13 protein-coding genes and 2 rRNA genes are annotated in these 13,893 nt (G+C 73.7%); 12 read left to right on the top strand and 3 right to left on the bottom strand.

The window, feature by feature from the left end; translation table 11 throughout:
• Together ACWCPN_RS34640 and rrf are read left to right on the top strand one after the other, a co-directional pair.
• Window positions 1-74: ribosomal RNA gene (locus ACWCPN_RS34640) — 23S ribosomal RNA — on the top strand; the annotation flags it as partial.
• A 110-nt stretch (window positions 75-184) separates the two neighbouring features.
• Window positions 185-301 (top strand): 5S ribosomal RNA (gene rrf, locus ACWCPN_RS34635).
• A 29-nt stretch (window positions 302-330) separates the two neighbouring features.
• On the opposite strand, the gene ACWCPN_RS34630 is transcribed toward rrf, so the two are convergent.
• Entirely contained in the window at window positions 331-1,152 is an 822-nt protein-coding gene (locus ACWCPN_RS34630; RefSeq protein WP_451214539.1) for a hypothetical protein, read from the bottom strand.
• Between the two features lie 429 nt (window positions 1,153-1,581).
• Between ACWCPN_RS34630 and ACWCPN_RS34625 the strand changes: the two genes are divergently transcribed.
• Window positions 1,582-2,376, top strand: coding sequence for a hypothetical protein (locus ACWCPN_RS34625; protein ID WP_451214537.1), 795 nt, complete (start codon window positions 1,582-1,584; stop codon window positions 2,374-2,376).
• 66 nt (window positions 2,377-2,442) lie between these two features.
• Here the strand turns inward: ACWCPN_RS34625 and ACWCPN_RS34620 are convergent, their stop codons facing one another.
• Window positions 2,443-3,726, bottom strand: coding sequence for a DUF1015 domain-containing protein (locus ACWCPN_RS34620; RefSeq protein WP_451214533.1), 1,284 nt, complete (start codon window positions 3,724-3,726; stop codon window positions 2,443-2,445).
• Between the two features lie 73 nt (window positions 3,727-3,799).
• On the opposite strand from ACWCPN_RS34620, the gene ACWCPN_RS34615 reads away from it, so the two are divergent.
• The 4 genes from ACWCPN_RS34615 to ACWCPN_RS34600 all read left to right on the top strand — a co-directional run bounded on the left by ACWCPN_RS34615 (window position 3,800) and on the right by ACWCPN_RS34600 (window position 7,907).
• Window positions 3,800-4,825, top strand: a complete 1,026-nt coding sequence (locus ACWCPN_RS34615; protein ID WP_365122383.1) for an HAD-IIA family hydrolase — start codon at window positions 3,800-3,802, stop codon at window positions 4,823-4,825.
• Between the two features lie 132 nt (window positions 4,826-4,957).
• Window positions 4,958-6,001 carry a FecCD family ABC transporter permease gene (locus tag ACWCPN_RS34610; protein WP_451214531.1) on the top strand — a complete coding sequence of 348 codons (1,044 nt, stop codon included), beginning with the start codon at window positions 4,958-4,960 and terminating at the stop codon, window positions 5,999-6,001.
• Window positions 5,998-7,044: a FecCD family ABC transporter permease gene (locus ACWCPN_RS34605; RefSeq protein WP_451214529.1), complete on the top strand. Its 1,047-nt coding sequence runs from the start codon at window positions 5,998-6,000 to the stop codon at window positions 7,042-7,044. Before ACWCPN_RS34610 ends, ACWCPN_RS34605 begins: the two co-directional genes overlap by 4 nt.
• A 59-nt stretch (window positions 7,045-7,103) precedes the next feature.
• Window positions 7,104-7,907: an ABC transporter ATP-binding protein gene (locus ACWCPN_RS34600; protein WP_451214528.1), complete on the top strand. Its 804-nt coding sequence runs from the start codon at window positions 7,104-7,106 to the stop codon at window positions 7,905-7,907.
• On the opposite strand, the gene ACWCPN_RS34595 is transcribed toward ACWCPN_RS34600, so the two are convergent.
• Entirely contained in the window at window positions 7,891-8,238 is a 348-nt protein-coding gene (locus ACWCPN_RS34595; protein ID WP_451214526.1) for a sterol-binding protein, read from the bottom strand. The two genes, ACWCPN_RS34600 and ACWCPN_RS34595, sit on opposite strands and share 17 nt — an antisense overlap.
• Window positions 8,239-8,403: 165 nt before the next feature.
• On the opposite strand from ACWCPN_RS34595, the gene ACWCPN_RS34590 reads away from it, so the two are divergent.
• The 5 genes from ACWCPN_RS34590 to ACWCPN_RS34570 all read left to right on the top strand — a co-directional run bounded on the left by ACWCPN_RS34590 (window position 8,404) and on the right by ACWCPN_RS34570 (window position 13,749).
• Window positions 8,404-8,727 carry a hypothetical protein gene (locus tag ACWCPN_RS34590; protein WP_451214535.1) on the top strand — a complete coding sequence of 108 codons (324 nt, stop codon included), beginning with the start codon at window positions 8,404-8,406 and terminating at the stop codon, window positions 8,725-8,727.
• 30 nt (window positions 8,728-8,757) lie between these two features.
• Window positions 8,758-9,573, top strand: coding sequence for a TlyA family RNA methyltransferase (locus ACWCPN_RS34585; RefSeq protein ID WP_451214524.1), 816 nt, complete (start codon window positions 8,758-8,760; stop codon window positions 9,571-9,573).
• Window positions 9,570-10,478 (top strand): NAD kinase, encoded by a 909-nt coding sequence (locus ACWCPN_RS34580; RefSeq protein ID WP_199210005.1) that lies wholly within the window; start codon window positions 9,570-9,572, stop codon window positions 10,476-10,478. Before ACWCPN_RS34585 ends, ACWCPN_RS34580 begins: the two co-directional genes overlap by 4 nt.
• A 98-nt stretch (window positions 10,479-10,576) precedes the next feature.
• Complete coding sequence (gene recN / locus ACWCPN_RS34575; protein WP_451214522.1) at window positions 10,577-12,319, top strand: DNA repair protein RecN; 1,743 nt, start codon at window positions 10,577-10,579, stop codon at window positions 12,317-12,319.
• A 293-nt stretch (window positions 12,320-12,612) separates the two neighbouring features.
• Entirely contained in the window at window positions 12,613-13,749 is a 1,137-nt protein-coding gene (locus ACWCPN_RS34570) for a glycosyltransferase family 4 protein (RefSeq protein ID WP_451214520.1), read from the top strand.
• Window positions 13,750-13,893: the final 144 nt, after the last annotated feature.

The raw sequence follows: 13,893 nt of genomic DNA, 5'->3' as shown, positions 1-13,893 counted from the left end.
GGTTGATAGGCCGGATCTGGAAGCACGGTAACGTGTGAAGGTGACCGGTACTAATAGGCCGAGGGCTTGTCCTCAGTTGCTCGCGTCCACTGTGTAAGTTCTGAGGCAACGAACAGTTGCCGGCTAGAGCTGAACCAAAGAACACAAATAAAAAGTGTGCTTGTTCGCTCGAAACCATTAGGGTTTCGGTGGTCATAGCGTGAGGGAAACGCCCGGTTACATTTCGAACCCGGAAGCTAAGCCTCACAGCGCCGATGGTACTGCAGGGGGGACCCTGTGGGAGAGTAGGACGCCGCCGAACAATCTTTGGAGGACCCCTGGTCCCAGCGTTCAGCTGGGGCCAGGGGTCCTTTTGTTTTTACAATGCTTGCGGTACCTAAGACAGGAGTCACCATGTCCACCAACTCTCCCGACGATCGACCGGAGCGCGACCAGCGGCGACGGGACAGTGGTGACCGTGGTGACCGCGGCGGCTACCGCGGTGACCGTGGCGGCTTCCGCCGTGACGACCGCCGTGACAACGACCGTGGCGGCTACGGCCGTCGCGATGACAGCCGCGGAGGCGGCCACAGCGACCGTGACCGTGGCGACCGCGGCGGCTTCCGCCGTGACGACCGCCGTGACGACCGGCGCGGCGATGACCGTGGTGGTTACCGTCGCGACGACAGCCGCGGCGACTTCCGTCGCGACGACCGTCGTGATGACCGTCGTGGCGGTGGCTACGGCGATCGCGGCGAGCGTGGCGGCTACGGCGGCCGGCGTGACGACCGCCGTGAAGGCGACCGGGGTCACCGTCCGGCCTTCCAGCGCGACGACCGCGGTGACCGCGGTCCGCGCCGTGACGACCGCGGCGACCGCCCCGGCTTCCGCCGTGACGACCGCGGCGACCGTCCGGGCTTCCGCCGTGACGACCGTCGCGACGAGCGTCGTGGCGACGATCGTGGTGGCGACCGCGGCGGCTTCCGCCGTGACGACCGCCGTGACGACCGGCGCGGCGATGACCGTGGTGGTTACCGTCGCGATGACAGCCGCGGCGACTTCCGTCGCGACGACCGTCGTGATGACCGTCGTGGCGGTGGCTACGGCGATCGCGGCGAGCGTGGCGGCTACGGCGGCCGGCGTGACGACCGCCGTGAAGGCGACCGGGGTCACCGTCCGGCCTTCCAGCGCGACGACCGCGGTGACCGCGGTCCGCGCCGTGACGACCGCGGCGACCGCCCCGGCTTCCGCCGTGACGACCGGCGTGACGACCGCCCCGGCTTCCGTCGCGACGACGTCCGCCGTGACGACCGGCGTGACGACCGTCGTGACGACCGCCCCGGCTTCCGTCGCGACGACCGCCGTGGCGAGGACCGTCGCAGCGACGACCGCGGTGGCTTCCGCAGGGATGACAACCGCGGTGAGCGGGGCGGCTTCCGTGGCCGGGACGACCGAGGTGGCCGTGGGCCCCGCCGGGACGACCGGGGCGGCCGGCCCGGTGGCTTCCGGGGACGTGACGGGCGCGACGACCGCCGTGACGACCGGCGTGGTGGCGGCCGCTTCCGGGACGAGCGCGACCGGGACCGGGAGCCGATCAAGCGGCTGCCGATCCCGGAGGACGTCACCGGTGACGAGATCGACAAGGACGTCCGGCAGGAGCTGCAGAGCCTGCCCAAGACGCTCGCCGAGGACGTCGCCAAGAACCTGGTGATGGTCGCGCGGCTCATCGACGAGGACCCCGAGGGCGCCTACGGCTACTCCAGGGTGGCCCTGCGACTGGCGTCCCGGGTCGCCGCCGTGCGTGAGGCCGCCGGCTTCGCCGCCTACGCCAACCAGAAGTACAGCGAGGCCCTGGGCGAGTTCCGGGCCGCGCGGCGCATGACCGGCACCGTGGAGCTGTGGCCCGTGATGGCCGACTGTGAGCGCGGTCTCGGCCGCCCGGAGAGGGCCCTCGACATGGCCGGCGCCCCCGAGGTGCACAAGCTGGACAAGGCCGGCCAGGTCGAGATGCGGCTCGTGGCGGCCGGCGCCCGGCGCGACATGGGCCAGCTGGACGCGGCCATCGTGACCCTGCAGAGCCCCGAGCTGGCCTCCAACTCGGTCCAGGCCTGGACCGCGCGCCTGCGCTACGCCTACGCCGACGCCCTGCTGGCGGCCGGCCGGGAGAGCGAGGCGCGGGAGTGGTTCGCGAAGGCCGTGGAGGCCGACCGCGACGGCAGCACGGACGCCTCCGACCGGCTCGCCGAGCTGGACGGCGTCGAGTTCGTCGACGCGCTCGACGAGAACGACGGCGCCACCGACCAGGCCGACCCGGCCGACGACGAGGTCCGTGACGAGACGCCGGACACGGACGCGGACGAGGTCAAGGACGAGGTCAAGGGCGAGGACAAGGACTGACGTCCTAAAAGGTGAAAGGGCGGGACCCCGCACGGGGTCCCGCCCTTTCGCATGTCCGGGGCCGGGTCAGAGTTCCAGCGCGCGCAGCACCAGCCCCGACGCCGGTTTCGGGCCGAAGGACGTCGACTTGCGGGGCATCTTCACGCCCTGCCGGGCCAGTTCGCGTACGACCTCCTCGCGTACCGGGTGCAGCAGGACGGCGGTGCTGCCGTCCTGCTCGGCCTTCGCGACGGTGGCCGCCGTGTCGTGGATGTAGGCGATGTGGGCGGGGGAGTCCTCGGGGACGTGCCAGACGTGCTCCAGGAGCGTGGCGTGCAGGACGGTCGCGTCCAGGGAGCGCCAGGCGGCCGGGCGGTCCGCGGGAATGGTCCGGTCCAGGAGGCCGGGGTCCGGGCGGTCGAGCAGGTGGAAGGCGCCGTCGCCGGCCAGCAGGAAGGCGTTGCCCGCGCAGGCCGCGTCCGCCAGCACCTCCTGCGCCTTCGGCAGCGGCACGTCGAGGCGCCGTACCCGGAACAGCCCGTCCAGGGCCGTCAGCGCGTCCCTGACCGGCATTCCGTGCAGCAGGCGGTGGATGGCGCGGACGCGGAGCGGATAGCGGGCGGTGTCGACCAGCAGGACCAGGCCGTGGTCCCAGGGGCTGGGCGAGGGGTGCTCGGCGCGCAGTCGCAGGTAGGTGGCCCAGCGGTGGTGGCCGTCGGCGATGAGGGCCTGGTGCTGCGCCAGGTCGGACTGGATGCCGGCGAGGTCTTCGGGGGCGGTGACCGACCACAGGCGGTGGCGGAAGCCGTCCTCGGTGGTCGTCGCCAGCAGCGGGGGACCGGCCACCGTGCGCTCGACGACCTCGGCCGCCGTGCCGTTGCCGTGGTAGGTCAGCAGCAGGGGTTCGAGGTTGGCGCGGGTGGCGCGCATCAGGGCGGCGCGGTCCGCGACGACCGGGGGCATGACGTCCTCGTGCGGCAGCACCACGCCCTCGTCCGCGGCGGAGACGCGCAGCGCGCCGATGACCCCGCGCTGGAGCATGCCGTCGCCGTCCCGCTGCTCGTACACGTACAGGGCGGGATCGGGGTCGGGAGCGAGCACGCCCTCGGCGAGCCAGCGGCGCAGGGTGTCGGCGGCCTGTTCGTTGCGGGCGTCCGGGGTACCTGCCTGGGGGAGGATCAGCCGGACGATGTTGTGCGGGTCGGCGGACTCGAGGTGGTGCAGGCCGTCGGGGCGTACGACGACGTCGTACGGGGGAGAGGTGACGGAAGCCAGGCTGCCGACCCGGTCGGGGTCGTAACGAAGGCCTCGGAACGGGGTCAGTTCCAGGCCTCGGCGCACCGTTGCTTCCGAGTGACCTGCTGTGTTCATCCCGGCATCGTACGTGTGTCAGCGGGGTGGGGGATGATCGGGGGAAGGACGGTCGAACGAGGAGCGATGTGCAATGAGCCAGGGCGTCAGGACGAGGCCCGAGGGCAGTGGGCAGCCCCTGAGCGAGGCGTACGACACGGCGCTGCTCGATCTGGACGGGGTGGTGTACGCGGGCGGCAGCGCCATCGCGCACGCCGTCGGCTCGCTGGAGCGTGCCCGGGACGGCGGCATGCATCTGGCGTACGTCACCAACAACGCCCTGCGGACGCCGGACGCCGTGGCGGAGCATCTGACGGAGCTGGGGATACCGACCGGGGCGGACGACGTCATCACCTCGGCGCAGGCGGTGGCCCGGCTGATCAGCGAGCAGGTGCCGGCCGGTGCCCGGGTGCTGGTCATCGGCGGTGAGGGGCTGCGGGTGGCGTTGCGGGAACGCGGTCTGACGCCGGTGGAGTCGGCGGACGACGACCCGGCGGCGGTGGTGCAGGGCTACGGCGGCCCGGACCTGACGTGGTCCCGGTTCGCGGAGGCCTCGTACGCGGTGGCGCGGGGCGTGCCGTGGTTCGCGTCCAACACCGACCTGACGATTCCGAGCGGGCGCGGTATCGCGCCGGGCAACGGCGCGGCCGTCGAGGTCGTGCGGATCGCGACGGGCGCCGAGCCGCAGGTCGCGGGCAAGCCGCTGCCGCCCATGCACCGGGAGACGATCCTGCGGACGGGTGCCGAGCGGCCGCTGGTGGTCGGGGACCGGCTGGACACCGACATCGAGGGCGCGTTCAACGGCGGCGTGGACTCGCTGCTGGTGCTGACCGGTGTGACGGACGGTTCCCAGCTGTTGGCGGCGCCGCCGCGGCACCGGCCGACGTACGTGGACGCCGATCTGCGGGGGCTGCTCACGGGGCAGCCCGAAATCACCCGTGAGGGTGACGGTTTCCGGTGCGGAGGGTGGACGGCGACCGCGGCCGACCGGCTGGAGCTCGAAGGCGACGGCGAGCCCCTGGACGGTCTGCGGGCGCTGTGCGCGGCGGCCTGGACGGCGGCCGGGGACGGCTCATGCGAGCTGGACGGGGAGAAGGCGCTGGCGCGGCTGGGACTCTGACGCCCGGACGGTGACCGGTCGCCCGCGGTGACCGGTCACCGGGTGCGGGATCGGCGTTCCGGGGCACCCGGCTCCGGTCCGGCGGCGCAGGCGGTATCGATCTCACATGCGAGGGTAGGCTAACCTAACCTCGTGTTGGTCGACAGTCCTCCGGAACAGCGCGCGGACACCGCCCCCGCGCCCCCAACCCGCCGAGCGGCGAGGGCCCTTGGGCTCCTGCTCTCGGTCGTGCTCCTGGTGCTCGTCGCCCTGGCGAGCATCGCCGTCGGCGCGAAAGCGCTGTCGCCGGACCAGGTCTGGCACGGCCTGTTCCACAGCACGGGGACGTACGGCGACGTCGTCGTCGACGAGCGGCTGTCGCGCACCGTCCTCGGTCTGCTGGCCGGTGCCGCGCTCGGCCTGTCCGGCGGGGTGCTGCAGGCGCTGACCCGCAACCCGCTGGCCGACCCCGGGCTGCTCGGCATCAACGCCGGCGCCTCCGCCGCCGTCGTCACGGCGCTCACCTTCCTCGGTGTCACCAGCCTGACCGGCTATGTGTGGTTCGCGTTCGGCGGCGCCGCGGCGGTCGGCGCGCTGGTGTGGTTCCTCGGCGGCGGCCGGGGCGCCACCCCGGTCCGGCTGGCGCTCGCCGGCACGGCGATCAGCGCCGCGCTGTACGGCTATCTCCAGGCCGTGATGATCATGGACGGTGCGGCGCTGGGCAGGATGCGTTTCTGGACGGTGGGTTCGCTGGCCTCGGCCACGGACTCGACCATCGCCCAGGTGCTGCCGTTCCTCGCGGCCGGCACCCTGCTGGCGCTCGCGCTCGCCCGGCCGCTCAACGCCATGGCGATGGGTGACGACACCGCCCGCGCCCTCGGCGCGAACCTCAACCGCACCCGGGCGCTCGCCATGCTCGCGGCGACGGTGCTCTCCGGCGCCGCGACGGCCGCCTGCGGTCCGATCATGTTCGTCGGTCTGATGGTGCCGCACGCCGTGCGCTCCTTCACCGGCCCCGACCTGCGCTGGATCCTGCCCTACGCGACCGTCCTGTCGCCCGTGCTGCTGCTCGGCGCCGACGTCCTGGGCCGGGTGGCCGCCCGCCCCGCGGAGCTCCAGGTCGGCATCGTCACCGCGCTCATCGGCGGCCCGGTCTTCATCTTTCTCGTACGACGGCGCAGGACGGCCCAGCTGTGAAGACCCGACGGACGAGCCGCGTGGTGCGCACCCCCGGCGGGCTCTCCCTGCGCCTGGACGTGCGCGCGCTGACCGTCGTCGCCCTGCTGCTGCTCGCGGCCTGCGCCGCGGGCGTGGCGCTGATCGGCACCGGAGACGCCCGGATCCCGCCGGCCGACGTCCTCAGGACGCTGGCCGGCGAGGGCACCGCGTACCAGGACTTCATCGTCAACGAACTGCGGCTGCCACGCGTGCTGGTGGGACTGCTGGTGGGCGCCTCCCTCGGCCTCGGAGGCGCCCTGTTCCAGGCGGTCTCCCGCAACCCGCTCGGCAGCCCGGACGTGCTCGGCCTGTCCCAGGGGTCGACGGCGGGCGCGCTGGTCGTGATCGTGCTGATGTCCGGCAGCGCCGCCCAGGTCACCGCGGGCGCGCTGGCCGGCGGTCTGGTGACCGGGTTCGCCATCCACCTGCTCGCCTGGAAGCGGGGCGTGCACGGATACCGGCTGGTGCTGGTCGGCATCGGCGTCTCCGCGATCGTCACCGCGGTCAACGGCTATCTGCTCACCAAGGCCGATCTCGTGGACGCGACCCGCGCGGTGGTCTGGATGACCGGGTCGCTCGACGGCCGCGACTGGGAGCAGGTCTGGCCGCTGCTGTGGCTGTGCGCCGTCCTCGTGCCGCTGGTCCTCGTGAACGCGCGGGGGCTGAGGACGATGGAGATGGGCGACGACGTGGCGAACGCCCTCGGGGTCCGGGTGCAGCGCGTGCGGCTGGTGCTGATGGTGTCCGCCGTGCTGCTCACCGCGGCCGCCACCGCCGCGGCCGGGCCCGTCAGCTTCGTGGCGCTCACCGCGCCGCAGCTCGCCCGGCGCCTGACCCGCTCGCCGGGCCCCAATCTGCTGTCCTCCCTGTGCATGGGCGCCGCCCTGCTGGTCACCGCCGACTGGGCCGCGCAGCGAGCCTTCGGCGCCGACCAGCTCCCCGTGGGCGTGGTCACCGGCGTGCTCGGCGGCTGCTACCTGCTGTGGCTGCTGGTCGCCGAGCGCCGGGCGGGCCGGATATGAGCGGCACGAAGGGCGGGCCGGACCTACGCGGCGCGCACCCGAACACCCGAAGGAGCACTGTGAACCGCCTGTCCGCCGAGAACGTCACCCTCGCCTACGACCAGCGCGTCATCGCCGAAGAGCTGTCGGTGGAGATCCCCGACAACTCCTTCACGGTGATCGTCGGCCCGAACGCGTGCGGCAAGTCGACGCTGCTGCGGGCGCTGTCGCGGATGCTCAGGCCCAGCCGGGGCCGAGTGCTGCTGGACGGGCAGGTCATCCAGTCGATGCCCGCCAAGAAGGTCGCCCGCACCCTCGGCCTGCTGCCGCAGTCGTCCATCGCGCCCGACGGCATCACGGTCGCCGACCTCGTCGGCCGCGGCCGCTACCCGCACCAGGGCATCCTGCGCCAGTGGTCCGCCGAGGACGAACGGGTGGTCCGGGAGTCCATGGCGCGGACGGGGGTGGCCGAGCTGGCCGAACGGTACGTGGACGAGCTGTCCGGCGGTCAGCGCCAGCGCGTCTGGATCGCCATGGCCCTCGCCCAGCAGACCCCGCTGCTGCTGCTGGACGAGCCGACCACCTACCTGGACATCCAGCACCAGATCGACGTCCTCGACCTGTGCGCGGAGCTGCACGAGACGCAGGGGCGGACCCTGGTGGCCGTGCTGCACGACCTCAATCACGCGGCCCGCTACGCCACCCACCTGATCGCCCTGCGCGGCGGCGAGGTGATCGCCGAGGGCGCGCCGAACGACATCGTCACGGCCGAGCTGGTCGAGGAGGTCTTCGGGCTGCGCTGCCAGATCATCGACGATCCCGAGACCGGGACCCCGCTGGTGGTCCCGGCGGCCCGCAGGGCACGGCTCACAGCAGCTTCCTGAGCCGGAACAGGTCCAGCAGACTCGCGTCCAGGCGCACCCGGCCCCGGCCCCAGGCGGTCGCGAAGTTCAGCTCGCCGTCCACCAGGCCCACCAGGTCGTCGCCGGCCAGGGCGAGCCTGATCTGCGCCTTCTCGCGGGGCGGTCCGGGATGCGTGGAGTCGACCTCGATCCGGCCACCGGTCATCCGGCCCACGAAGGTGACGTCGAGGTCGGTGACGTGGCAGCTCACCGAGCGGTCCAGGGCGGCGGCCGCCCGGACGTCGCCCTCGGCGCCCTGCATGTTGTCCGAGAGCTTTCCCAGTGCGGTGCGGCACTCCTCGATCGTGGCCATGGCCACCGACGGTACCCCAGGGGTTCGGGGTAGCGTCTGGGCATGAGCGAGTCCGTGCCCGAGGCCCCGGCGGAGGCCGTGGTGGAGGCCGAAACCCAGACCGTGCCCGAGGCAGATCCCGCGACCGGACAGGCGGCCGGTACCGCCGCGCCCGGGGCCGGATCCATGACCGGACGGTCGGCCGGACCGGACCCCGGGTCCGCCTCCGGCCCCGGGCCAGGGCAGGACCCCGAGGACGACCCCGCCGCCCCCGCGCCGCTGGGCGTCCCGCGCACCTCCACCGGCAGCGCCGAGGTCGACGCGCAGCTCCAGCGGCTGGCCGACGCCGACCACCTCGCCACCGACGGCCACGTGGAGGTGTACGAGGATGTACACAGGGGGCTGCGCGACGCGCTCACCGCGCTCGACACGCGCCCCGGACCCCCGGACCCGCCCGCCCGTCACCCGACCAACACCCCTCACCGAGGCCCTTCGGGCCGCACCTTCTAAGTTCGTACCAACACAGGAGCTGAACCGAACGTGGCAGGAGTCGCACGCCGTCGTCTGGACGCGGAGCTGGTCCGCCGGAAGCTGGCGCGCTCGCGCGAGCACGCCAGCCAGCTGATCGCCGCCGGACGGGTCACCGTCGGCAGGACCGTGGCGACCAAGCCGGCCACGCAGGTGGAGACGGCGGCGGCCATCGTGGTCCAGACCGACGAGAGCGACCCCGACTACGTCTCCCGGGGCGGCCACAAACTCGCCGGCGCGTTCGAGGCCTTCGTACCGCTGGGCCTCGTCGTCGAGGGCCGGCGCGCGCTGGACGCCGGCGCGTCCACCGGCGGCTTCACCGACGTCCTGCTGCGCGCGGGCGCCGCGCACGTCGTCGCCGTGGACGTCGGATACGGCCAACTTGCCTGGTCCCTGCAGAACGATGAACGCGTCACCGTCAAGGACCGTACGAACGTACGCGAGTTGACGCTTGAGGCGATCGATGGGGAACCTGTGGATCTTGTCGTGGGTGATCTGTCCTTCATTCCGCTCGGGCTGGTGCTGCCCGCCCTGAAGCGGTGCGTGAAGCCGGACGCCGACCTGGTGATGATGGTCAAGCCGCAGTTCGAGGTGGGGAAGGAACGGCTGGGCAGCGGGGGTGTCGTACGGAGTCCGCAACTGCGGGCGGAGGCCGTGCGCGGGGTGGCCGACAAGGCCTGGGAACTGGGACTCGGGGTGCGGGGGGTCACCGCGAGTCCGCTGCCCGGACCGTCGGGCAATGTCGAGTACTTCCTGTGGCTGCGGTCCGGCGCCCCCCGCCTGGACCCGGCCGAAGTCGACCGAGCAGTGGCGGAGGGGCCGCGTTGACACAGAACCGAGCGCGTACTGTTTTCCTGCTCGCCCACACCGGGCGGCCCGCGGCCATCCGCAGCGCGGAGCTGGTGGTCAAGGGGCTGCTGCGGCACGGCATCGGGGTGCGGGTGCTGGAGGAGGAGGCACGCGACCTGCCGCTCCCGGGCGAGGTGGGACTCGTCAAGGAGGCCACCCCGCAGTGCCTCGACGGGTGCGAGCTGCTCATCGTCCTCGGCGGTGACGGGACCCTGCTGCGCGGCGCCGAGTTCGCCCGGGCCTCCGGGGTGCCGATGCTCGGCGTCAACCTCGGGCGGGTCGGGTTCCTGGCGGAGGCCGAGCGGGACGACCTGGACCGGGTCGTCGACCGGGTGGTGGCACGCTCCTACGAGGTCGAGGAGCGGATGACGATCGACGTCGTCGTGCACCGCAACGGCGACATCGTGCACACCGACTGGGCGCTGAACGAGGCCGCCGTGCAGAAGGCCGGCGCGGAGAAGATGCTCGAGGTGGTCCTCGAGATCGACGGGCGGCCGGTCACCGCGTTCGGCTGCGACGGCATCGTGCTGTCGACGCCCACCGGATCCACCGCGTACGCCTTCTCCGCGGGCGGGCCCGTGGTGTGGCCCGAGGTCGAGGCGCTGCTGATGGTGCCGATCAGCGCGCACGCGCTGTTCGCCAAGCCGCTGGTCACCTCGCCGGACTCGGTGCTCGCGGTGGAGGTGCTGCCGCACATTCCACCAGGGGTGCTCTGGTGCGACGGGCGGCGGACCATCGAGCTGCCGCCCGGCGCGCGGGTGGAGGTGCGGCGCGGTGCCGTGCCGGTGCGGCTGGCCCGGCTGCACCACGCCTCGTTCACGGACCGGCTGGTCGCGAAGTTCGCGCTGCCGACCACCGGCTGGCGGGGCGCGCCGCACCAGTGACCGGCCCGGCCCGGGGGCTGCCGCCCCCGGGCCCCGCGGGGAGACGCCCGCGCGGGCGACACGGGCGGGCCATGTGCGCTCCCCGCCCCGGACCTCGTATGGTCTGTTCCGTGTTGGAGGAGATGCGGATACGGTCGCTCGGGGTCATCGACGATGCCGTGGTCGAGCTGTCACCGGGGTTCACCGCCGTCACCGGCGAGACCGGTGCGGGCAAGACCATGGTGGTCACCAGCCTGGGACTGCTGCTGGGCGGGCGCGCGGACCCGGCGCTGGTGCGGATCGGGGCCGGGAAGGCCGTCGTGGAGGGGCGGATCGCCGTGTCCTCGGACGCCACCGCCGTCGTGCGTGCCGAGGAGGCCGGGGCCGAGCTGGACGACGGCGCCCTGCTGATCAGCCGTACCGTCTCCGCCGAGGGCCGCTCGCGGGCGCATCTGGGCGGGCGCAGCGTGCCGGTGGGGCTGCTCGCCGAGCTGGCCGACGACCTGGTCGCCGTGCACGGCCAGACCGACCAGCAGGGACTGCTGAAGCTGACCCGGCAGCGGCAGGCGCTCGACCGCTACGCCGGGGACGCCGTCTCCGTGCCGCTCGCCAAGTACACCGAGGCCTACCGGCGGCTGCGGGCCGTCTCCGCCGAGTTGGAGGAGATCGTCACCCGCGGGCGTGAGCGCGCCCAGGAAGCCGACATGCTCCGGTACGGGCTCGAGGAGATCGCCGGTGTGGAGCCCCGGGCCGGGGAGGACGTGGAGCTGGCCGAGGAGGCGGAGCGGCTGGGGCACGCCGAGGCCCTGTCGTCCGCCGCGGCCGCCGCGCACGCCGCTCTCGCGGGCAACCCCGAGGACCCCGAGGGGATCGACGCCACGACCCTCGTCGCGGGCGCGCACCGGGCCCTGGAGGCCGTCCGCTCGCACGACCCGGCGCTCGCCGCCCTCGCCGAACGGATCGGTGAGGTCGGCATCCTGCTCGCCGACGTGGCCGGCGAGCTGGCCGGGTACGCCGACGACCTGGACGCAGACCCGCTGCGGCTGGCCGCCGTGGAGGAGCGCCGGGCCGCCCTCGGCGCACTGACCCGCAAGTACGGCGACGACGTGGGCGCCGTACTCGCCTGGGCCGAGCAGAGCGCCGCGCGGCTCACCGAGCTGGAGGGCGACGACGAGCGGACCGGCGAGCTGACCGCCGAGCGGGACGCCCTGCGCACCGAACTGGGCGGACTCGCCCAGGCCCTGACGGACGCCCGGACGGAGGCCGCCGAGCGGTTCGCCGCCGCCGTGACCGCCGAGCTGGCCTCGCTGGCGATGCCCCACGCGCGCGTGTCCTTCGACATCCGGCAGACCGAGGACCCGGAGGGCGTCGAGGTCGGCGGCCGCTCCGTCGCCTACGGCCCGGCCGGCGCCGACGAGGTCGAGCTGCTGCTCGCCCCGCACCCGGGTGCTCCGCCGCGGCCCATCGCCAAGGGCGCGTCCGGAGGCGAGCTGTCCCGCGTCATGCTGGCCGTCGAGGTCGTCTTCGCGGGCACGGACCCGGTTCCGACGTACCTCTTCGACGAGGTCGACGCCGGTGTCGGCGGCAAGGCCGCGGTGGAGATCGGCCGGCGGCTGGCGAAGCTGGCCAGGACCGCGCAGGTCGTCGTCGTCACCCACCTGCCCCAGGTCGCCGCCTTCGCCGACCGCCAGCTCCTGGTCGAGAAGACCAACGACGGCACGGTGACCCGCTCCGGCGTCAAGGTCCTGGAGGGCGAGGAACGGGTCCGCGAACTCTCCCGCATGCTGGCCGGCCAGGAAGACTCGGAAACGGCCCGCGCCCACGCGGAGGAACTCCTGGCGACGGCCCGCGCGGACCTCTAGAACGCCGGCCCCGGGCGGCCCCGGCCCCGGCCTCGCGGCCCGGACGCCCGAGCCGTTCGGCCTCCATGGGCCGGGGTTCACCCGTGTGGGTGAACGTGCTCCGGCGCAGTGCCCCGGGTCGCGGTGCTGTGCGCCTGCCCGGGGTTTGCCGCAACGGCCCTAAGGCCTGGCATGCTTGGGGGTGGACGCGGTCCGTGCGGGAGGCGCGCGGTACGTCCTTTCGGTCTTCCCGGCCCGCCACCTTCGGTACGTTTTTCCGTGACGCCCGCCCCGAACCAGGAGCCGCCGGCCCCGTGAGCCCCGTGAGCAGCAACGCACCGCACGGCCAGTCGCCGCTGCGCACCGTGCAGGTGCTGGGCGGGGGCAACGCCGGCAGCAGCGCGCACGTGCGCTCCCTGGCCGAGGGGCTCGTCGCCCGGGGCGTGCGGGTCACGGTGTGCGCCCCCGCCGAGGCGGAGCACGCCTACGACTTCACCGGGACCGGCGCCGACCACGTGCACGTGCCGCGCAGCAGCGACCCGGCCTCCGTGGCCGCGCTCCGCGCCGCCTGCGCCGGCGCCGACCTCGTGCACGCCCACGGTCTGCACGCCTCCTTCCGCGCCGTGCTCGCGCTCAGCGGGCGCGACACCCCGCTTGTGGTCACCTGGCACAACCGGGCCCGGGCTGAGGGTGCGCGGGCGCATCTGCTGCGGCTGCTGGAACGGCGCGTGGTGCGCACCGCGGCCGTCGTGCTCGGCACCACGTCCGACCTGGTGGACCGGGCCCGCCGCACCGGGGCGCGGGACGCCCGGCTGGCGGCCGTGGCCCTGCCCGGCCGGCGCCGCCGCGCCGACCTCGACGACACCGACCAGGGGCGGCCCAAACTCCGCGCCGAACTCGGCGCCACCGGACGTCCGTTGCTCCTGGCCGTCGGCTCCCTCGACCGGCAGCGGGGCTACGGCGTCCTGCTGGACGCGGCCCGCGCCTGGCGCGACCTCGACCCGGTCCCGCTGGTCGTCGTCGCGGGGGAGGGGCCGCTGCGCCCCGAACTCCAGCGGCGGATCGAGGACGAGCGGCTGCCGGTACGGCTGGTCGGACGCCGCGACGACGTGCCCGAACTGCTCGCGGCCGCCGATCTGGCGCTGCTGACCAGCCGGTGGGAGTCCCGGTCCGTCCTCGCCCAGGAGGCGCTGCACGCGGGCGTGCCGCTCGTGGCGACCCGTGTCGGCGGCATCCCGGACCTCGTCGGCGAGGCCGCCGAACTCGTCCCCTACGGCGACGCGGAGACCCTCGCGGCCACCGTCGTCGGGCTCCTCGCCGACCCCGGGCACCGTGAACTGCTGCGCGAGCGGGGCCCCCGGCAGGCCGCGACCTGGCCGACCGAGGACGAGACCGTCGCCCAGGTCCTGAGCGTCTACGACGAACTCACCCAGCCCCTGCCCCTCCCCTAGGGGGCGTCTCCCCGATCTTCGCGGGTCCGCGACGATCGGGGAGACGCCCCCTAGGTGTATTGATCACGAGCGTTGTTAACAGGGCTGGGTCTTGATCATGGCGAAGACCTCCGGTGTGGTGGAGCTGTCTAGGACTGCACCGCA

The organism is Streptomyces sp. NPDC002386, from assembly GCF_053593175.1.
This window is presented reverse-complemented; position numbering and strand designations above follow the sequence as displayed.

Bases quoted from the DNA above. Each gene is read 5' to 3' on its own strand.
- ACWCPN_RS34620 (WP_451214533.1), bottom strand. From the start codon at position 3,726: ATGAACACAGCAGGTCACTCGGAAGCAACGGTGCGCCGAGGCCTGGAA.
- ACWCPN_RS34595 (WP_451214526.1), bottom strand. From the start codon at position 8,238: ATGGCCACGATCGAGGAGTGCCGCACCGCACTGGGAAAGCTCTCGGAC.
- ACWCPN_RS34590 (WP_451214535.1), top strand. From the start codon at position 8,404: ATGACCGGACGGTCGGCCGGACCGGACCCCGGGTCCGCCTCCGGCCCC.
- ACWCPN_RS34615 (WP_365122383.1), top strand. From the start codon at position 3,800: ATGAGCCAGGGCGTCAGGACGAGGCCCGAGGGCAGTGGGCAGCCCCTG.
- recN (WP_451214522.1), top strand. From the start codon at position 10,577: ATGGTCTGTTCCGTGTTGGAGGAGATGCGGATACGGTCGCTCGGGGTC.